The sequence below is a fragment of the Streptococcus mitis SK1080 genome (assembly GCF_000220085.1).
Taxonomy (GTDB): Bacteria; Bacillota; Bacilli; order Lactobacillales; family Streptococcaceae; genus Streptococcus; species Streptococcus mitis_K.
The window spans coordinates 21442-42223 of sequence record NZ_AFQV01000032.1 but is presented as its reverse complement, the minus strand read 5'-3'; the positions used below and the strand labels follow the sequence as shown (position 1 = coordinate 42223).

The 20782-nt window shown below is 41.7% G+C and carries 17 protein-coding genes and 1 tRNA gene; 17 read left to right on the top strand and 1 reads right to left on the bottom strand.

Features of this window, described 5'->3' with window-relative positions; all coding sequences use genetic code 11:
- The 14 genes from HMPREF9957_RS12350 to HMPREF9957_RS12045 form a co-directional block, all read left to right on the top strand.
- Nucleotides 1–2974: LPXTG cell wall anchor domain-containing protein (locus HMPREF9957_RS12350; protein WP_000341904.1), on the top strand; the 2974-nt coding region annotated here is incomplete at its 5' end.
- Nucleotides 2975–3140: 166 nt separating this feature from the next.
- Nucleotides 3141–4418, top strand: a complete 1278-nt coding sequence (locus tag HMPREF9957_RS12105) for an ABC transporter permease (protein ID WP_001068280.1) — start codon at nucleotides 3141–3143, stop codon at nucleotides 4416–4418.
- Nucleotides 4419–4545: 127 nt separating this feature from the next.
- Entirely contained in the window at nucleotides 4546–5193 is a 648-nt protein-coding gene (gene vex2, locus HMPREF9957_RS12100; RefSeq protein WP_000173725.1) for an ABC transporter ATP-binding subunit Vex2, read from the top strand.
- 55 nt (nucleotides 5194–5248) lie between these two features.
- Nucleotides 5249–6628, top strand: coding sequence for an ABC transporter permease subunit Vex3 (gene vex3 / locus HMPREF9957_RS12095; protein WP_000902999.1), 1380 nt, complete (start codon nucleotides 5249–5251; stop codon nucleotides 6626–6628).
- A gap of 323 nt (nucleotides 6629–6951) precedes the next feature.
- Nucleotides 6952–10305, top strand: coding sequence for a LysM peptidoglycan-binding domain-containing protein (locus HMPREF9957_RS12345; RefSeq protein WP_001250147.1), 3354 nt, complete (start codon nucleotides 6952–6954; stop codon nucleotides 10303–10305).
- A gap of 315 nt (nucleotides 10306–10620) precedes the next feature.
- Nucleotides 10621–11277 carry a response regulator transcription factor VncR gene (gene vncR / locus HMPREF9957_RS12085; RefSeq protein ID WP_000697955.1) on the top strand — a complete coding sequence of 219 codons (657 nt, stop codon included), beginning with the start codon at nucleotides 10621–10623 and terminating at the stop codon, nucleotides 11275–11277.
- The gene (gene vncS / locus HMPREF9957_RS12080) at nucleotides 11274–12596 is read left to right on the top strand and encodes a sensor histidine kinase VncS (RefSeq protein ID WP_000831378.1); all 1323 of its coding nucleotides are present in this window, start codon (nucleotides 11274–11276) and stop codon (nucleotides 12594–12596) included. The genes vncR and vncS overlap by 4 nt, the downstream gene beginning before the upstream one ends.
- A 146-nt stretch (nucleotides 12597–12742) precedes the next feature.
- Nucleotides 12743–13624: a class II fructose-bisphosphate aldolase gene (locus tag HMPREF9957_RS12075; RefSeq protein ID WP_001018991.1), complete on the top strand. Its 882-nt coding sequence runs from the start codon at nucleotides 12743–12745 to the stop codon at nucleotides 13622–13624.
- A gap of 116 nt (nucleotides 13625–13740) precedes the next feature.
- Nucleotides 13741–14673 (top strand): alpha/beta fold hydrolase, encoded by a 933-nt coding sequence (locus HMPREF9957_RS12070; RefSeq protein ID WP_029689938.1) that lies wholly within the window; start codon nucleotides 13741–13743, stop codon nucleotides 14671–14673.
- 364 nt (nucleotides 14674–15037) lie between these two features.
- The gene (locus HMPREF9957_RS12065; protein WP_001240786.1) at nucleotides 15038–16030 is read left to right on the top strand and encodes an ABC transporter ATP-binding protein; all 993 of its coding nucleotides are present in this window, start codon (nucleotides 15038–15040) and stop codon (nucleotides 16028–16030) included.
- A 1-nt stretch (nucleotide 16031) separates the two neighbouring features.
- Entirely contained in the window at nucleotides 16032–16850 is an 819-nt protein-coding gene (locus HMPREF9957_RS12060; RefSeq protein ID WP_000240163.1) for an ABC transporter permease, read from the top strand.
- Between the two features lies 1 nt (nucleotide 16851).
- A complete protein-coding gene (locus HMPREF9957_RS12055; protein WP_000760743.1) occupies nucleotides 16852–17637 on the top strand; it encodes an ABC transporter permease in 786 nt (261 codons plus the stop codon).
- Between the two features lie 100 nt (nucleotides 17638–17737).
- Nucleotides 17738–17810 (top strand) — tRNA-Thr (locus tag HMPREF9957_RS12050).
- Between the two features lie 190 nt (nucleotides 17811–18000).
- Nucleotides 18001–18309: a hypothetical protein gene (locus HMPREF9957_RS12045; RefSeq protein WP_000734652.1), complete on the top strand. Its 309-nt coding sequence runs from the start codon at nucleotides 18001–18003 to the stop codon at nucleotides 18307–18309.
- A gap of 276 nt (nucleotides 18310–18585) precedes the next feature.
- On the opposite strand, the gene HMPREF9957_RS12040 is transcribed toward HMPREF9957_RS12045, so the two are convergent.
- Nucleotides 18586–18945, bottom strand: a complete 360-nt coding sequence (locus tag HMPREF9957_RS12040; RefSeq protein WP_004242853.1) for a DUF3397 family protein — start codon at nucleotides 18943–18945, stop codon at nucleotides 18586–18588.
- A 91-nt stretch (nucleotides 18946–19036) separates the two neighbouring features.
- Here HMPREF9957_RS12040 and mnmL point away from each other — a divergent pair, with 91 nt between their 5' ends.
- Genes mnmL through HMPREF9957_RS12025 form a run of 3 tightly spaced genes read left to right on the top strand, consistent with a single transcriptional unit; the run spans nucleotide 19037 to nucleotide 20781 of the window.
- Nucleotides 19037–19993, top strand: coding sequence for a tRNA modification radical SAM protein MnmL/YtqA (gene mnmL / locus HMPREF9957_RS12035; RefSeq protein ID WP_004242846.1), 957 nt, complete (start codon nucleotides 19037–19039; stop codon nucleotides 19991–19993).
- Nucleotides 19977–20534, top strand: a complete 558-nt coding sequence (mnmM, locus tag HMPREF9957_RS12030) for a tRNA 5-(aminomethyl)-2-thiouridylate-methyltransferase MnmM (protein ID WP_000828440.1) — start codon at nucleotides 19977–19979, stop codon at nucleotides 20532–20534. Before mnmL ends, mnmM begins: the two co-directional genes overlap by 17 nt.
- Nucleotides 20527–20781 (top strand): hypothetical protein, encoded by a 255-nt coding sequence (locus HMPREF9957_RS12025; RefSeq protein ID WP_000361085.1) that lies wholly within the window; start codon nucleotides 20527–20529, stop codon nucleotides 20779–20781. The genes mnmM and HMPREF9957_RS12025 overlap by 8 nt, the downstream gene beginning before the upstream one ends.
- The last annotated feature ends 1 nt before the right edge of the window (nucleotide 20782 follow it).

Below are 20782 nucleotides of genomic sequence, written 5' to 3'. Positions count from 1 at the left end.
CGAGATTCCGTTGACAGAAGGCGGACCAGTTGTTGTCAAGAAAGGGGACAATGGCACTTGGGCTGTAGAGGGTAACCATCCAGGCGTGAAGGTTACAGGCGGTTCGATTGAAGTTCCAGCGGACAAAGTAGGCGATAGCGTCACCGTCACAGCAAAAGTTGGAGAAGGCGATCTAGAAAATAGCACAAACAGTGCAGCCTACAGCAAACAAGCGCATACTGTTCGTAAGACAGACATCATCAAGAAACCAACAGACACCTTGAGTGGCGAAGACCTTCATACGAAGACGGGAGTTGTGGGAGTCACAGTAGGAACGGAAGAGAAAGACTATGCGTCATCGAACATTCACTCCGTGACTTCAAAAGAACAATTACCAAGCTTAACTGCAGGAAGCACCCAAGATATTCCAGTTACGATTACTTACACTGACGGAAGTAGTGAAGACACGACTGTTAAGTTGAAAGTAACGAAAGCCGCGCCAACAGCCCCAACCGTAGAACAATGGCAAAACGGTAACTTGAAAGTGACTCCAGATACGACAAATGGAGGCGATCGCATCGAGATTCCGTTGACAGAAGGCGGACCAGTTGTTGTCAAGAAAGGGGACAATGGCACTTGGACTGTAGAGGGTAACCATCCAGGCGTGAAGGTTACAGGCGGTTCGATTGAAGTTCCAGCGGACAAAGTAGGCGATAGCGTCACCGTCACAGCAAAAGTTGGAGAAGGCGATCTAGAAAATAGCACAAACAGTGCAGCCTACAGCAAACAAGCGCATACTGTTCGTAAGACAGACATCATCAAGAAACCAACAGACACCTTGAGTGGCGAAGACCTTCATACGAAGACGGGAGTTGTGGGAGTCACAGTAGGAACGGAAGAGAAAGACTATGCGTCATCGAACATTCACTCCGTGACTTCAAAAGAACAATTACCAAGCTTAACTGCAGATAGCGAGACTGAGGTTCCAGTATTGATTACGTATAATGACGGTTCTCAAGAAAATACAGCTGTCACACTAAAAGTCGCACCAGTAGCACCTAACGTGACTGTCCAACCACAAGATGGCACAACAGGAGACTTAACACTAACAATCAAACGACATGATGATACTAAATACCCAGATGATTCTGTAGTAACTGTTCCAGGAATAGACGGAACATTCAAAGTTAAAGATGGAACAATCAGAATTAAGAATGATCAACTAAAAGATAAAGTACAAACAGGCAAAGTTACCGTAACAGAAGGAACAAAACTTCCAGCAGAAACTGACGGGGATAAGACGATTCCGGCGAAGAAAGTACTAAGTGCAACTCCAACATTTACGGTAGGAACACAAAATCCACAAACTGGAAATGTTGAAGTAACAGTTGATGGAGTTCCTGAAGGTACTAAAGTTAAATTACCTGGTATTGCTAGCGAAAAAGTTGTCACTGGAGGAAAAGTAGAGTTATCTCATAATGAGTTACCTGAAAATCCAACAACAGGAAAAGGAATTGCCCAAGAAGACGGTAAACTTCCAAAAGAAGGAACAAGTGATATTACAATTCCTGGTAAATTAACTAGCGCTAAAGGTGAGCCTGCAAGAGAATTTGAAGTAACAATCCCACTACCGATTGTAGTTCCAGATCCAGAACATTTAACGCCAGAAGAAAAAACAGAATTAGAGAAAAAAGTTAAAAAATCTAATCCAAATATGGATGTTAAAGTTGACGATAAAGGAAATGTTACTGTAACAGAACCTAAAACAGGTCAATCTAAAGTAATTCCAGTTAAAGATTTAACTGTTAAAGACTTCACCCCAGTGAAACCAACCGACAAGGTTCCAGTGAAAGACAAATCCCACTTAACTCCAGAAGAGAAAAAACAAGTGGCAGACAAAGTCAAAGATAAGAACCCAGGTAAGGAAGTAACAGTAGGAGACGATGGCACAGCAACAGTGACAGATCCAACAACAGGAATTAGTCACACAATTCCAGGAACAGACTTAGTGAACCAAGACTTCGAACCAGTGAAACCAACTGAAAAAGTTCCAGTCAAAGACAAATCCCACTTAACTCCAGAAGAGAAGAAACAAGTGGCAGATAAAGTCAAAGATAAGAACCCAGGTAAGGAAGTAACAGTAGGAGACGACGGCACAGCGACGGTTACCGATCCAACAACAGGAATCAGTCATACAATTCCAGGAACGGACTTAGTGAACCAAGACTTCGAACCAGTGAAACCAACCGAAAAAGTTCCAGTCAAAGACAAAGCGCACTTAACTCCAGAAGAGAAAAAACAAGTGGCAGATAAAGTCAAAGACAAGAACCCAGGTAAGGAAGTAACAGTAGGAGACGACGGAACTGCGACAGTGACAGATCCAACAACAGGAATCAGTCACACAATTCCAGGAACAGAGCTAGTGAACCAAGACTTCGAACCAGTGAAACCAACTGAAAAAGTTCCAGTCAAAGACAAAGCGCATTTAACTCCAGAAGAGAAAAAACAAGTGGCAGACAAAGTCAAAGCGAAGAACCCAGGTAAGGAAGTAACAGTAGGAGACGACGGCACAGCGACAGTGACAGATCCAACAACAGGAATCAGTCATACCATTCCAGGAACCGAGCTAATAACAATTGTGCCACCTATAGTTGAAGTACCAGAATACACAGAAGGGATAGGGACAACAGGTGACGGCCAACAAGGACCAGCTACGCCATCTGACGATACAAATCGTAGACCAGATACTGCTACCCCTGCTGAAGTGCCAGCTACTCAGCCGACTGAACAACCAAGTCAAACAGTTGAAGTACCTGCTCAATTGCCGAATGAAGTGTCAGAAACTGATTCATCAGTTTCTCAACCGCAAGCAGTATTGCCAAATACTGGTACACAAGAAAACCGTGCTACCGGTGCATTCGGACTTCTATCTCTTCTTGGCGCATTTGGTTTGCTATTTGCCAAAAAGAAAAAAGACGATGAAGAGGAAGCTTAAATAGATGATCTCATCTGATCCTTAGTAGTTTTCCCTGCATAAAGTCTTGGTAAATCAAAAAGAACTAGAAAATCACTCATTTGTGAGAATTCTAGTTCTTTTTTCGTATTTCATAAACATTTCATATTTAGGTTTTATAATAGTCTTACAAATATGGAGGTGACAAATGAATCCAATCCAAAGAGCTTGGGCTTATGTCAGCAGAAAACGACTGAGAAGTTTTATTTTATTTCTGATTTTATTGGTCCTATTGGCTGGAATTTCAGCCTGTTTGACTCTGATGAAGTCCAACAAAACAGTGGAAACCAATCTTTACAAATCACTTAACACATCTTTTTCTATTAAGAAGATAGAAACTGGGCAGACTTTCAAGTTGTCAGACCTAGCATCTGTAAGCAAGATTAAGGGACTGGAAAATGTTTCTCCTGAACTCGAGACGGTCGCAAAACTAAAAGACAAGGAAGCAGTGAGTGGCGAGCAGAGCGTTGAACGTGATGATTTGTCAGCTGCGGACAAGAACTTGGTTAGCTTAACGGCTCTTGAGGATTCATCCAAGGATGTGACCTTCACCAGCTCGGCTTTCAACTTAAAAGAAGGGCGACATCTTCAAAAAGGGGATTCAAAGAAAATCATCATCCACGAAGAGTTGGCTAAGAAGAACGGTCTTTCCCTTCATGATAAGATTGCCTTAGATGCTGGTCAGTCAGAAGCTGGTAAAGGACAAACTGTCGAGTTTGAAATCGTCGGAATCTTCTCTGGTAAAAAACAAGAAAAATTTACAGGCTTGTCTTCCGACTTCAGTGAAAACCAAGTCTTTACAGACTATGAAAGTAGCCAAACCCTTTTGGGCAATACTGAACCTCAAGTTAGTGCAGCGCGCTTCTATGTAGAAAATCCTAAGGAAATGGACGGACTCATGAAGCAGGTAGAAAACTTGTCCTTGGATAGTCAAGGTTACCAAGTTGAGAAGGAGAACAAGGCTTTTGAACAAATCAAAGACTCAGTTGCAACCTTCCAAACCTTCCTGACCATCTTCCTTTATGGGATGTTGATAGCAGGAGCAGGGGCCTTAATTCTTGTTTTGTCTCTCTGGTTGAGAGAAAGGGTCTACGAAGTGGGAATTTTACTGGCACTTGGAAAAGGCAAGAGCTCGATCTTCCTACAATTCTGTTTAGAGGTAGTTTTGGTATCTCTCGGTGCTTTGCTTCCATCCTTTATCGCTGGAAATGCCATTACATCCTATCTGCTCCAAACTGTCCTAGCCAGTGGAGATCAGGCAGTCTTACAAGACACGCTAGCCAAAGCAAGCAGTTTATCAACCAGTATCCTATCTTTTGCAGAATCCTATGTTTTTCTAGTTCTGCTTAGTTGCTTATCTGTAGCCCTTTGTTTCGTATTCTTATTTAGAAAATCGCCTAAAGAAATTTTATCATCTATTAGTTAATACTCTTCGAAAATCTCTTTAAACCGTGTCAGCTTCCATCTGCAACCTCAAAACAGTGTTTTGAGCAACCTGCGGCTAGCTTCCTAGTTTAATCTTTGATTTTCATTGAGTATAAGAAGGAGAAATCATGACCTTATTACAATTGCAAGATCTTACCTATCGTTATAAGAATACTGCCGAGGCAGTTTTATATCAGATCAATTATAATTTTGAACCCGGGAAATTTTACAGTATTATTGGGGAGTCAGGAGCAGGAAAATCCACACTCTTGTCCCTCCTTGCTGGTTTAGATAGTCCTGTTGAAGGTTCTATTCTTTTCCAAGGAGAGGATATTCGTAAGAAGGGCTATTCTTACCATCGTATGCACCATATTTCCTTGGTTTTTCAAAATTATAACTTGATAGATTATCTTTCTCCACTGGAAAATATCCGCTTGGTCAACAAAAAGGCAAGCAAGGATACACTGCTTGAGCTTGGTTTGGATGAAAGTCAGATCAAGCGGAATGTTCTCCAGTTATCAGGTGGTCAACAGCAACGTGTTGCCATTGCTCGTAGTTTGGTCTCAGAAGCTCCAGTTATTCTAGCGGATGAGCCAACAGGAAATCTGGACCCTAAAACTGCTGGAGATATTGTCGAACTGCTCAAATCACTTGCCCAGAAAACAGGTAAATGTGTCATTGTCGTAACTCACAGCAAAGAAGTGGCACAAGCGTCAGATATTACACTTGAATTGAAAGATAAGAAACTGACTGAAACTCGCAATACGACGAAATAATACGAGCTTTTTCTGTTAGAACTATAAAATAGAATAAAATCTAGAAAGGGAACCTATGTTACACAACGCATTTGCCTATGTTACAAGGAAGTTTTTCAAATCGATTGTCATCTTCCTGATTATTCTCCTCATGGCGAGCTTAAGTTTGGTTGGCTTGTCAATCAAGGGAGCTACTGCCAAGGCTTCTCAGGAGACTTTTAAAAATATCACCAACAGTTTCTCCATGCAAATCAATCGTCGCGTCAATCAAGGAACGCCTCGTGGTGCTGGGAATATCAAGGGTGAGGACATCAAGAAAATCACCGAAAACAAGGCCATTGAGTCTTATGTGAAACGCATCAACGCTATCGGAGATTTGACTGGCTATGAACTCATCGAAACGCCAGAAACCAAGAAAAATCTGACTCCTGACCGTGCTAAACATTTTGGAAGTAGCTTGATGATTACAGGTGTCAATGACTCCTCTAAAGAAGACAAGTTTGTTTCCGGTTCTTATAAGCTGGTCGAAGGTGAGCACCTAACCAACGATGACAAAGACAAGATTCTCATGCACAAGGACTTGGCAGCCAAACACGGCTGGAAAGTAGGGGATAAGGTCAAACTAGACTCTAATGTCTACGATGCAGACAATGAAAAAGGTGCCAAGGAAACAGTTGAAGTGAGAATCAAGGGACTCTTTGATGGTCACAATAAGTCGGCAGTAACTTACTCACAAGAACTCTATGAAAACACAGCTATTACAGACATTCACACTGCTGCAAAACTTTATGGATACACAGAAGACACAGCTATTTATGGGGACGCAACCTTCTTTGTAACAGCGGACAAGAACTTGGATGATGTTATGAAAGAGTTGAATGGCATCAGTGGTATCAACTGGAAGAGCTATACACTCGTTAAAAGCTCATCTAACTACCCAGCTCTTGAGCAATCCATCTCTGGTATGTACAAGATGGCCAACCTCCTCTTCTGGGGTAGCTTGAGTTTCTCAGTTCTTCTCCTTGCCCTCTTGCTCAGCCTTTGGATCAATGCCCGTCGCAAGGAAGTGGGAATTCTCCTCTCTATCGGTCTCAAGCAGGCAAGTATCTTGGGTCAATTCATCACTGAATCCATCTTGATTGCCATCCCTGCTCTTGTTTCTGCTTACTTCTTAGCTACTTACACAGCGCGTGCAATCGGAAATACTGTCCTTGCCAATGTGACTTCAGGTGTTGCCAAACAGGCTAGTAAGGCGGCTCAGGCCTCTAACCTTGGTGGTGGTGCAGAAGTAGATGGCTTTAGCAAGACCTTGTCGAGCCTAGATATTTCCATTCAGACATCAGACTTTATCCTCGTTTTTGTTCTTGCTTTAGTTCTAGTCGTTCTCGTTATGGCGCTTGCTTCAAGCAATCTCCTTAGAAAACAACCAAAAGAGCTTTTGCTGGATGGTGAATAATACTGATGCTAGACTGAAAAATGTGGCTAGCAACTGAAAGTTTTAAAATGATAAATGAAGCAGAAAGCAGTGGTGAAAATCATTGCTTTCAGTTGCTTTCTTTGTACTTTAGTGCTTAAAATATGATATACTAAAGCTATGGAATTTATTAGAAAGGAGTTTCGCAACTTATATATGGAATTGTGCATAAAAATCTATAGAAATCTTATCTTGAAAATAGATAGATAAATCTGTAGAAGCCTATCCATATCGCAAACATAGGCTAGTAGACCTAGGCAGGGTCTACTTTGGAAAATATAGAATAGTGAGGAAAAATAAACATTATGAGACAAACAAATGTTAGAGGAAGCTTGTCCCTCCGTGGCTTTAGAAAATTGAGAACTGGTGCAATTGTTGCGACAGGTGTCATTTTGCTAGGTCTGGGCTTTTTAGCTCCAACTGTATCAGCCAGTGAACAAGATGGTGTCTGGGTAGCCAGAACAGTTGAGGAAGTAAAAGCTGACCTTCAAAAAGAAGGTGATTTATTTAAGTATGTCATTAAGTGGGGAGATACATTAAGTGTTATCAGCGAAGCAAGCAATATCCCTGTAGATGTACTTCAAGAAATGAATCAAGCTTCAGGCAAGAATTTATTCTTACCGCACAATGAATTGTACTTTACCGAAGCTGAAACGGTTTCAGATACAGTCACAAAACACAAGATTGTCATCAAAGAAAGTGGTGCAAGTGGCGAAGTTCGCACTTACGAAGTCTTGCTCAAGAAAGATCAGGAAACAAAAGCTGTTACCTTTGAATTAACAGATGTCACTGAGAAAGTTGAAAAAATGACTGTGAACTATAGCCCAGTCTATCAGCCTGTATCAGCACCAGTAGTGGAAAGAGCGGAAGAATCGGGTGAAGAACCTGCTTCAGAAGCACCAGCAGAGACAAGCCCAGAAGTTAAAGAAGAAACAGAAGCTCCAGTAGCGCCAAAAGCAGAAGAACCAGCGACACCAGCGCCAAAAGTAGAGGAGCCAGCGCAACCAGCGGAAGACCAACCAGTATCGCCAGGAGCGACAGAAACACCAACTCCAGCGCAACCAGCGGAAGACCAACCAGTATCGCCAGGAGCGACAGAAACACCAACTCCAGCACAACCAGCGGAAGACCAACCAGCAGCGCCGGGAGCAACAGAACAACCAACCCCAGCGCAACCAGCGGAAGACCAACCAGTATCGCCAGGAGCAACAGAACAACCAACTCCAGCGCAACCAGCGGAAGACCAACCAGTAGCACCAGGAGCGACAGAAACACCAACTCCAGCACAACCAGCGGAAGACCAACCAGCAGCAGGAACAACACCAAAAGCAGACGAACCAGCAGCAGGAACAACACCAAAAGCAGAGGAGCCAGCAGCAGGAACAACACCAAAAGCAGACGAATCAGCAGCAGGAACAACGCCGAAAGCAGAGGAGCCAGCAGCAGGAGCAACACCAAAAGCAGACGAACCAGCAGCAGGAACAACGCCGAAAGCAGAGGAGCCAGCAGCAGGAACAACGCCGAAAGCAGAGGAGCCAGCAGCAGGAGCAACACCAAAAGCAGACGAACCAGCAGCAGGAACAACACCAAAAGCAGAGGAGCCAGCAGCAGGAACAACACCAAAAGCAGACGAATCAGCAGCAGGAACAACGCCGAAAGCAGAGGAGCCAGCAGCAGGAGCAACACCAAAAGCAGACGAACCAACGACCTCAGCACCGAAAGACGATGAATCAGCTTCTTCGGTTGAATCTCCATCAGCAGGTAATCATTTAGAAGAGTCTGGAGCGCCATCTACAACTCCTACAGGTGACTCAACAGCTACCCAACCAAGTGATTCAACATCGTCACTGGTAACCCCAAGTGAAGAAGCACCGGTCACATCAGGCGATACCAATTCTACTGCACAGCCAGCTGGAGAAACAGGTAACTCTGAAACAACTGCAGAACCTTCCAATACTCCATCTGCGGAAGCTACAAATGATTCAGGGAGTGCAGCGACATCAGGTTCAGTAACAGATGATACTACTTCAAATGTGGAAACTACAGAACAACCTGAAACTTCAGCTCCAAAAACCGAAGCAACAGCGCCAAAAGCAGAAGAACCAACGGCCTCAGCACCGAAAGACGATGAATCAGCTTCTTCGGTTGAATCTCCATCGACAAGTAATCATTCAGAAGAGTCTGGAGCGCCATCTACAACTCCTACAGGCGACTCAACAGCTACCCAACCAAGTGACTCAACTTCGTCACCGGTCGCCTCAGGTGAGCCCAATTCCACTACACAGCCAGCTGGAGAAGCAGGTAAAACTGAAACAACTGCAGAATCTTCCAATACTCCATCTGCAGATGCTACAAATGAATCAGGGAATGCAGCAGAATCAAGTTCAGTAACAGACAACGCCCCTTCAAACACAGGGGTTGCAGATCAACCTGTAGCTTCAAATTCAAGTTCTGAATCACCGGCGACCTCAACACCCAAAGCAGAAGAACCAGCAACAACTGAGCCGAAAGCGGAAGAGCTAACTTCTGAAGAAGCAAAAGCTAAAAAGGAACTAGCAGATGCACAAAAAGATGGGGAAGATATTATTAATGAACGAGTATCTTCAAAACTAGCTGAAATAGAAAAAGTTAAAGACGAAGCCGAAAAAGAAAAATTAAAAGCGGAATTAAAAACATTAAAAGAAGACGCATTAGCCGCAATAAATAATGCTAAAGATCATGATGCAGCAGTAGCTGCTGCGGATGAATATCAAACTAAAATTGATGAAATTAATGTTCCAGGTGAAGAATTACCAGCACCAAACTATAATAAAGATAATTTAACAAATGGCCGTAATGAAGGTACTACTATTGACAATGGAAGTACGGTAATAGGTCATGGTTCAGGTGAAGCTACCTCAACAACTCCGACACAGCCTGCTAGTGAAGAAAGCACGACTTCGACAGCATCTCCAACACAACCGTCTTCAACTTCAGAAAGAGGTTCAAGTTTTAGAAATGCCCCATCAGTTCAAGCAAGAGCAAGAAGAGTGGCACGTTCAACATCAGAACCAGATGGAACTGTAAATATTAGCTATAACTTCGCTGGAATGCCAGATATTCATGGCTTCCTATCTGATCCGGGAGAAAATAACACTGTCACAATTCCTGCAGGAACGAGTGAAGCACAGGCAAAAGAGCTAGTAAAAGAAAAAATTCAAGCCAAGATAAAAGACTTAGCTGCTAGAGGGTATCATGTGAAAAATGACATTATTTTTGAACAAGATACTACTGTGAAAAATTATAACTACGTCGTTACATTCACTAAGGAGGCTACAGGAACTTCAGGTTTCAGAATGGCTCCAGCAGTTCAACCACGCGCTAGCAGAAATCGTAGAAGTATAGAACAGCCAGTTCCTCAAAAGGTCAAAGTCAATGTTTTTTATAACTTTGATCAAATGAAAGATATTGCAGGTTTCCTAGGAGATATCAATGGAACTTCTCTTGAAATTGCGGAAGGTTTATCAAATGAACAGATTAAAGCAGCTGTCAAGAGCCAAGTTGATGCTAAGAAAGAAGAGTTGGGCAAACGCGGCTATACTTTCAAAGAGGACTATGTCTATCAAGCTAATGGGAAAGATTATAATTACGTTGTAACATTTTCAAAAGCAGCTAAATAATTTTCATTCTATAGAGAGTGAAATGCAAGCAGAGAGAGCGATAGGCTCTCTTTGTTTTATCTAGTGGTCAGTTGCTTACAGACAAAAGGCCAGTAAGAGGCTATAATAGAAAATAGAGTAGGTAGTTATTCTAATACTCTTAGAAAATCTCTTCAAACCACGTCAGCGTCGCCTTACCGTATATATGTTACTGACTTTGTCAGTTCTATCTACAACCTCAAAGCAGTGCTTTGAGCAACCTGCGGCCAGCTTCCTAGTTTGTTCTTTGATTTTCATTGAGTATAAGAAAAATAAAAAATAGAGAGCAGTTAAAGTATGAAAATTTTAATTGTAGAAGATGAAGAAATGATCCGTGAGGGGGTCAGTGATTATTTGACGGATTGTGGCTATGAAACCATTGAGGCTGCAGATGGTCAGGAAGCCTTAGAAAAATTTTCCAGCTATGAAGTAGCCTTAGTTTTACTGGATATCCAGATGCCCAAGCTCAATGGTCTGGAAGTTCTAGCTGAGATTCGTAAAACCAGTCAGGTTCCTGTTTTGATGTTGACTGCATTTCAGGATGAGGAATACAAGATGAGTGCCTTTGCCTCTTTGGCAGATGGCTATCTGGAAAAACCTTTCTCCCTCTCCCTCTTAAAAGTGAGGGTGGACGCGATTTTCAAGCGCTATTATGATACGGGACGAATCTTCTCCTATAAGGATGCCAAGGTAGACTTTGAGAGCTACAGTGCTAGCCTAGCAGGTAAAGAAGTGGCTATCAATGCCAAAGAGTTAGAAATCCTTGACTACTTGGTGAAAAATGAAGGACGAGCCTTGACTCGATCTCAGATAATTGATGCCGTCTGGAAAGCGACAGATGAGGTTCCCTTTGACCGTGTCATTGATGTTTATATCAAGGAATTGCGGAAAAAGCTAGACTTGGACTGCATCCTCACTGTGCGCAATGTTGGTTATAAATTGGAGCGAAAATGAAACGAACAGGTTTGTTTACAAAGATATTTATCTATACCTTCTCGATTTTTAGTGTTCTGGTTATTTGCCTTCATTTAGCTATTTATTTTCTTTTTCCTTCGACTTATCTGAGTCATCGTCAGGAAACCATTGGCCAGAAAGCGACAGCCATTGCCCAGTCCCTAGAAGGGAAGGATAGGCAGAGTATCGAGCAAGTGTTAGAGCTGTATTCCCAGACTAGTGATATCAAGGGGACCGTCAAGGGAGAGATGACTGAGGACAAGTTAGAAGTCAAGGACAGTCTTCCTCTGGATACAGACCGCCAGACCACCTCTCTTTTTATCGAGGAGCGCGAGGTGACAACGCAGGACGGTGGTACCATGACTCTCCAGTTTTTAGCGTCCATGGATTTGCAAAAGGAAGCAGAGCAAATCAGTCTCCAGTTTCTTCCCTATACCTTGCTGGCATCCTTTCTGATTTCCCTCTTGGTGGCCTATATCTATGCTCGGACCATTGTTGCACCGATTTTGGAAATCAAACGGGTGACTCGTAGAATGATGGAACTGGATTCCCAAGTGCGATTGCGCGTGGATTCTAAGGATGAGATTGGTGATCTCAAGGAACAAATCAATAGCCTCTACCAGCATCTTTTGACTGTTATTGCGGACTTGCATGACAAGAATGAAGCTATTCTCCAGCTGGAAAAGATGAAGGTCGAATTTTTGCGAGGGGCTTCTCATGAATTGAAAACACCTCTGGCTAGTTTGAAAATCCTAATTGAAAATATGAAAGAAAATATCGGGCGTTATAAGGATAGAGAACACTATTTGGGAGTAGCCTTAGGAATTGTGGATGAGCTCAATCACCATGTTCTGCAGATACTTTCTCTCTCTTCTGTGCAAGAATTGCGAGATGATAGGGAAGAAATTGACTTATACCAGATGACGCAAAGTCTGATTAAGGATTATGCTTTACTAGCCAAGGAAAGAGAGCTCCAGATAGACAATAGTTTGACTCATCAGCAGGCTTATCTAAACCCATCAGTTATGAAGTTAATCCTGTCTAACCTCATCAGTAATGCTATCAAGCACTCTGTTCCAGGTGGCTTGGTTGGCATTGGAGAAAGAGAAGGGGAATTTTTTATAGAAAATAGCTGTAGTCCAGAAGAACAAGAAAAACTAGCCCAGTCTTTTTCTGACAATGCTAGTCGCAAGGCCAAGGGGTCTGGGATGGGGCTCTTTGTGGTCAAGAGTCTATTGGAACATGAAAAATTAGCTTATCGTTTTGAAATGCAAGAGAATCGTTTGACTTTCTTCATAGCTTTTCCAAAAGTCGCCTAAGACTAGGGAGAGAAAGGGTTTACATAGATGAAGCTAGAAGAAATTCAATCGAAACTGCGGGAAAAACTAGATTTTTTTGTCAAAAAGTGATAAAATGAACAATGTAAATGGGATGACCCATAAAAATATACAGGAGGCCTGATAAAATGGCAATCGTTTCAGCAGAAAAATTTGTCCAAGCAGCTCGTGACAACGGTTATGCAGTTGGTGGATTTAACACAAACAACCTTGAGTGGACTCAAGCTATCTTGCGCGCAGCAGAAGCTAAAAAAGCTCCAGTTTTGATCCAAACTTCAATGGGTGCTGCTAAATACATGGGTGGTTACAAAGTTGCTCGCAACTTGATCGCTAACCTTGTTGAATCAATGGATATCACTGTACCAGTAGCTATCCACCTTGACCACGGTCACTACGAAGATGCACTTGAGTGTATCGAAGTTGGTTACACTTCAATCATGTTTGATGGTTCACACCTTCCAGTTGAAGAAAACCTTAAATTGGCTAAAGAAGTTGTTGAAAAAGCACACGCTAAAGGTATCTCAGTAGAAGCTGAAGTTGGTACTATCGGTGGTGAAGAAGACGGAATCATCGGTAAAGGTGAATTGGCTCCAATCGAAGACGCTAAAGCAATGGTTGAAACTGGTATCGACTTCTTGGCAGCTGGTATCGGTAACATCCACGGTCCTTACCCAGCAAACTGGGAAGGTCTTGACCTTGACCACTTGCAAAAATTGACAGAAGCTCTTCCAGGATTCCCAATCGTATTGCACGGTGGATCAGGTATTCCTGATGAGCAAATCCAAGCAGCTATCAAACTTGGTGTTGCCAAAGTTAACGTTAACACTGAATGCCAAATCGCATTCGCTAACGCAACTCGTAAATTTGCTCGTGATTACGAAGCAAACGAAGCAGAATACGACAAGAAAAAACTCTTCGACCCACGTAAATTCTTGGCTGACGGTGTAAAAGCTATCCAAGCATCAGTTGAAGAACGTATCGACGTATTCGGTTCAGAAGGTAAAGCTTAATCTAGCTGAATAATACAGATGAAACCTGCCCATTGGGTGGGTTTTTTGGTGTGAATATACTGTAGAAGAACCAATCTTAAGTTGCTTAAAGGACTTATTTTTTGTACAATAATGCTATGAAAAAACTAAAACAATGTAGTCTTGCCTTTCTTAGTTTCGTTCTTTTGTTTCTAGCGGCTACATTCATCTTTCACCGTATCAGTTTGGAAAAGGAACAAGCCTCACTGACACCTATGGGGCAACAAGTTCTTGTCAATGGACATCAAATGAATGTTTACGTTGAAGGGGATGGTCCTGAGACTATAGTAGTTCTCTCAGGTGCTGGTATTGCTTCTCCTATATTGGACTTTAAAGAAGTATCGGAATCCTTATCGAAACGGTATAAGGTAGTCATCGTGGAGAGAGCAGGGTATGGTTATAGTGATGATAGCAATCATTCAAGAGATGTGATAGAGGTTTTGTCTGAGACGCGTCAAGCTCTTTCACAAGCAAATGTCAAAGGTCCTTTTATCATTTTGTCTCATTCCATGGCTAGTCTTGAGAGTTTAGCTTGGCAGGAAAAATATCCTGATGAAGTGAAAACCCTGGTTGGATTAGATTGGGCACTGCCAGCTAGTTATGAGAATTTAAAGCAAAATCAGGCCTTAATCACTGTGGCATTTTGGAGCAGCAAGATTGGCCTATTACGCTACTTTCCTGAGTCCTTTTATATAAAAAATCCAACTCTGATTGAAACTGAACGAAAACAATATAAAATTCTAGCTTATAAGCAGTTGATGTCACAAGCCATGCTTCATGACTCCCAAAAGGTAAAGGAAAATGCCAAGAAAGTTCCCTCAAACATTAATCCGAAAATTCCCACCTTACTACTGGTGTCTAACGGTCAAGGTACTAGTTTTGGTCAATCAGAATGGCAGCATTTTTCAGAGAAATTTGCTAGTGAACAGTCTAATGTGAAAGTCATCTATATGGATGTACCACACGACCTTTATCATTATCAAAATCATGAGGTTGTTTCTCGTATTGAAGATTTTTTAAAGAGTAATTGAGGGGTTAGAAATCATTTTAGAGTGATGACAATAATTAAATGCTGAAGGATTAACAGTAGAATCGTGAGTTTTTTCGATTAAAAAAATTCTTTTTCTTATCCACCAGCCTGCCTATTGGGCAGGTTTTTGGCGTTTTAAGGGGAACTATTAAGCCAGAATTTTTGATTAAAACTATTATTTTAAGAGAGAAATCTTTAATTTTATAATCTGTAGGCAAACGCTTGCATTTTAGTTTTTATTGGACTATAATAGGTTGGTATAAAGACTTCTGTAGCAATAAAATGTAGAAGGTGTAGAAAGTAAGGATTTAGAATACTTGTAGTCAAAAGACAATGTTGCTATTCCTTGCGATAGGGAGATAGATATGGCGATGATAGAAGTGGAACATCTTCAGAAAAATTTTGTGAAGACTGTTAAGGAACCGGGCTTGAAGGGGGCTTTGCGTTCCTTTATTCATCCTGAAAAGCAGACCTTTGAAGCGGTCAAGGATTTGACTTTTGAGGTGCCAAAGGGGCAGATTTTAGGATTTATCGGGGCCAATGGTGCTGGGAAGTCGACAACCATTAAAATGCTGACAGGGATTTTAAAACCGACATCTGGTTTTTGTCGGATTAACGGCAAGATCCCCCAGGACAATCGCCAAGATTATGTCAAGGATATTGGAGTGGTCTTCGGGCAAAGAACCCAGTTATGGTGGGATTTAGCCCTGCAAGAGACCTACACGGTCTTAAAGGAGATTTACGATGTGCCAGACTCGCTCTTTCATAAACGCATGGATTTTTTGAATGAAGTCTTGGATTTGAAGGACTTTATCAAGGACCCCGTGCGGACTCTTTCACTTGGTCAACGGATGCGGGCGGATATTGCTGCTTCCTTGCTTCACAATCCCAAGGTTCTCTTTTTAGATGAGCCGACCATTGGTTTGGATGTTTCGGTCAAGGATAACATTCGTCGGGCTATTACTCAGATCAATCAGGAGGAAGAAACCACCATTCTCTTGACCACTCACGACCTGAGCGACATTGAGCAACTCTGTGATCGGATTTTTATGATTGATAAGGGGCAAGAGATTTTTGATGGAACGGTGAGCCAACTCAAGGAAACCTTTGGTAAGATGAAGACGCTCTCCTTTGAACTGCTACCAGGTCAAAGTCATCTAATTTCTCACTATGAAGGTCTACCTGATATGACTATCGATAGACAGGGGAATAGTCTCAACATTGAATTCGATAGTTCTCGCTACCAGTCGGCTGATATTATCAAGCAAACCCTGTCTGATTTTGAAATCCGCGATTTGAAGATGGTGGATACGGATATCGAGGATATTATCCGTCGCTTCTATCGAAAGGAGCTCTAAGATGGTCAAATTGTGGAGACGTTATAAACCCTTTATCAATGCAGGTGTTCAGGAATTGATCACCTATCGAGTCAACTTTATTCTTTATCGGATTGGGGATGTCATGGGGGCTTTTGTGGCCTTTTATCTCTGGAAGGCAGTCTTTGATTCCTCCCAGGAGTCTTTGATTCAGGGCTTTAGTATGGCAGATATCACCCTCTACATCATTATGAGTTTTGTGACCAATCTTCTGACTAGGTCAGATTCGTCCTTTATGATTGGGGAGGAGGTCAAGGATGGTTCCATTATCATGCGCTTGTTGAGACCAGTGCATTTTGCGGCTTCTTACCTCTTTACTGAGCTTGGGTCCAAGTGGTTGATTTTTATCTCTGTTGGCCTTCCATTTTTAAGTGTCATTGTTTTGATGAAAATCTTATCTGGGCAAGGGATTGTAGAAGTGCTGGGATTAACTATCCTTTACCTCTTTAGTTTAACGCTGGCCTATCTGATTAACTTTTTCTTTAATATCTGTTTTGGTTTTTCAGCCTTTGTGTTTAAAAATCTTTGGGGTTCCAATCTACTCAAGACTTCCATAGTGGCCTTTATGTCTGGAAGTTTGATTCCCTTGGCCTTCTTTCCAAAGGTTGTTTCAGATATTCTGTCCTTCCTGCCTTTTTCATCCTTGATTTACACTCCGGTCATGATCATTGTTGGGAAATACGATGCTAGTCAGATGCTTCAAGCACTCGCTTTGCAGTTTTTCTGGCTCTTAGTGATGGTGGGCTTGTCTCAGTTGATTTGGAAACGAGTCCAGTCATTCATTACTATTCAGGGAGGTTAGTATGAAAAAATATCAACGCATGCATCTGATTTTTATCAGACAATACATCAAACAGATCATGGAATACAAGGTGGATTTTGTGGTTGGTGTCCTGGGAGTTTTTCTGACCCAAGGCTTGAATCTCTTGTTTCTTAATGTCATTTTTCAACATATTCCATCCCTAGAAGGCTGGACTTTTCAAGAGATTGCCTTTATCTATGGATTTTCCTTGATTCCCAAGGGACTGGACCATCTCTTTTTTGACAATCTCTGGGCACTAGGGCAACGCCTAGTCCGAAAAGGGGAGTTTGACAAGTATCTGACTCGTCCCATCAATCCTCTCTTTCACATCCTAGTTGAGACCTTTCAGATTGATGCCTTGGGCGAGCTCTTAGTCGGTGGTATCCTACTGGGGACAACAGTGACTAGCATTGATTGGACTCTTCCAAAATTCTTGCTTTTCCTAGTCTGTATTCCTTTTGCGACCTTGATTTATACTTCCTTGAAAATTGCGACAGCCAGCATTGCTTTTTGGACCAAGCAGTCAGGGGCTATGATTTACATTTTCTATATGTTTAATGATTTTGCCAAGTATCCGATTTCTATTTACAATTCATTTCTTCGTTGGTTAATCAGTTTTATTGTACCTTTTGCCTTTACGGCCTATTATCCAGCTAGCTATTTCTTGCAGGACAAGGATGTACTCTTTAACATTGGAGGTTTGATTTTAATTTCCCTCGTTTTCTTTACTATTTCCTTGAAACTATGGGACAGGGGCTTGGATTCTTATGAAAGTGCTGGGTCCTAAGATGAAGAAACTCAAAGCCTTGTCTCAGGACAGGCTTTTTCTAATAGAGATGAAAATTCCTTGACATCTATTCTCAGAGTGCTATACTGTAAGTGTAATAGCCGATTTAGCTCAGTTGGTAGAGCAAGGCACTCGTAAAGCCTAGGTCACAGGTTCGATCCCTGTAATCGGCAAAGAGAAGAAACTCATTCTACTGGGTTTCTTTTTTCTTAATTATTGAACCACTTAGACCGAGATAGAGACCAGATAGACAAAAGAGCTTGTTCTTGAAACTGACCTCTGCTATAATGATTTTTGTAAGGGACGTGAGGGGGGCAGTATTAGACAAGTCATGTTCATAAAAAAGAAATCGGAGATAAAGAAATGAAAAAATTATTGGGGATTGTATTTTTAGTGGCAGCAGCGACAGTAGTGTATTTTGGTTCTGTTGGCTGGCCAAATTTGGATGTCAACCTCTGGTCATTGATTCCGGTAGGCTTGTTCCTCTTTTTCACTCTAGAGAATCTTTTGAAAAAGGATTACAAGGCTAGTCTGATGTGTTTAATTATTGCCTTTATCATCGCAAATGCAATTTTGGACCTGTTGCCAATTTCAAGTGGCTTGGTAATTGGAGCAGGTGTCCTAGCTTGTGTAGGTATTGGTTATCTATTTCCTGATAAAGAAGGAAAATAATACTCTTCGAAAATCTCTTCAAACCACGTCAGCTTCGCCTTGCCGTATATATGTGACTGACTTCGTCAGTCTTATCTGCAACCTCAAAACAGTGTTTTGAGCTGACTTCGTCAGTTCTATCTACAACCTAAAAGCAGTGCTTTTAGCAACCTGCGGCTAACTTCCTAGTTTGCTTTTTGATTTTTATTGAGTATAAGAATGATTAAAAAAGATATAAAGAAAAAACACTTCAATCACTGTATTTCAGTTTGATTGAGGTGTTTTCGATTTAGTTTTTTATTTCTGAGCCATCAATTCAACAATCATCTCGATATACATGACAAGGGTTAATAAAAATCCTGCACGCCAGAAGAATTTGATGAATTTAGGATAGTAAAAGCTGCGTTTTTTCAAAAGGAAGAAAAACACGAGAATAATGGCTAGGAGTGAGAGGGCTAGGCCTAGTCTAGGGAGGAAATTATGGGTAAAGGTTTTAGCCGTAATAAGGTAATACTCAAATACCAAGACTGGAAAAGCCAAATCCGCAAAGTTTCGTCCTAATTTTTTTAATCTAAAAAGTTTGGTTATGATAATGCAGACTACTAAAGTCAGTATCAATAATAAAATAGATGCTAATTTCATTAAAATCATACCCATATTGTATCATAAAAAATCGCTAAAGGAAACGAGAAACAGAGGAATTTATAGGAAAGTCAGGCTTTTGAGATTGTGGGTGTTTTTTGTTATAATGAAAGTTATGAAATCTTATAATACCTTGAATGATTATTATCGAAAACTCTTTGGAGAAAAGACCTTTAAAGTCCCTATTGATGCGGGGTTTGACTGTCCCAATCGTGATGGGACTGTGGCTCATGGAGGTTGTACTTTTTGTACGGTTTCAGGTTCTGGAGATGCTATTGTAGCACCAGATGCGCCTATCCGTGAGCAATTTTATAAGGAAATTGACTTTATGCATCGTAAGTGGCCAGATGTTCAGAAGTATCTGGTTTATTTTCAAAATTTTACCAACACCCATGAAAAGGTGGAAGTTATTCGAGAGCGCTATGAACAGGCTATCAACGAGCCAGGTGTGGTAGGAATCAATATTGGAACGCGCCCAGACTGTTTACCAGACGAAACCATTGAATATTTGGCTGAGTTATCGGAGCGCATGCATGTGACGGTAGAATTGGGCTTGCAGACCACTTATGAAGCAACCTCTGACCTGATTAACCGTGCCCATTCCTATGAGTTGTACGTGGAAACGGTCAAGCGTTTGAGAAAGTATCCCAAGATTGAGATTGTTTCTCATTTGATCAATGGCTTGCCTGGTGAAACCCATGAGATGATGCTTGAAAATGTCCGCCGCTGTGTCACGGATAACGATATTCAAGGGATTAAACTGCACTTGCTTCACCTGATGACCAATACACGTATGCAACGAGATTATCACGAAGGACGTTTGCAATTGATGAGTCAGGAAGAATATGTCAAGGTCATCTGTGACCAACTGGAAATCATTCCCAAACATATTGTCATCCATCGAATCACAGGAGATGCACCTAGAGATATGCTGATTGGCCCTATGTGGAGCCTCAATAAATGGGAAGTTCTCAACAGCATTGAGATGGAGATGCGACGTCGTGGAAGTGTTCAAGGATGCAAGGCTGTAAAACAGGAGTTTGAAAATGAAAAGACCACTTGAGATGGCACATGATTTTTTGGCTGAGGTTGTAACCCAGGATGATATCGTAGTGGATGCGACTATGGGAAATGGTCATGACACGCTTTTTCTAGCCAAGCTAGCCAAGAAAGTCTATGCCTTTGATATTCAGGAACAAGCCTTGGAAAAGACGCAAGAGCGTTTGAACCAAGCTGGAATGACAAATGCCCAGTTAATCTTGCAAGGTCATGAGACACTGGACCAGTTTGTGACAGAAGCCAAGGCAGGGATTTTTAATCTGGGCTATTTGCCATCAGCTGATAAGTCAGTCATTACCCAACCTCAGACGACTATTGAAGCATTAGAAAAGCTGTGTGGCTTACTTGTCAAAGGTGGACGGATTGCTATCATGATCTACTATGGTCATGAAGGAGGCGACCTCGAGAAAGATGCTGTCTTGGATTTTGTTAGCCAGTTGAACCAACAAGAGTACACAGTTGCCATTTACCGAACTTTAAACCAAGTCAACAACCCACCATTTTTAGTAATGATTGAAAAATTAGAGAGATATAGACATGGATAAACAATACCTACGTGAAAAGCTGGATGCCATGCGCCAGAATTTTGTTGAATCAACCCACCACGAACGAGCGGTGGGCGTGCTAGACCAAGCGCATATGAGCAAAAAAATGCTTAAAATCAAGAAAAAATTAGTTGCTCTTGAGATGGAACGGTGTCAGAGAAAAATTGAGCACAAAGACTGTTCCAAGATTGACCAAAAAATCAAAGAGCAGAAGGAGATATTTGAATCCTGTTGTAAAAAAGATTAAG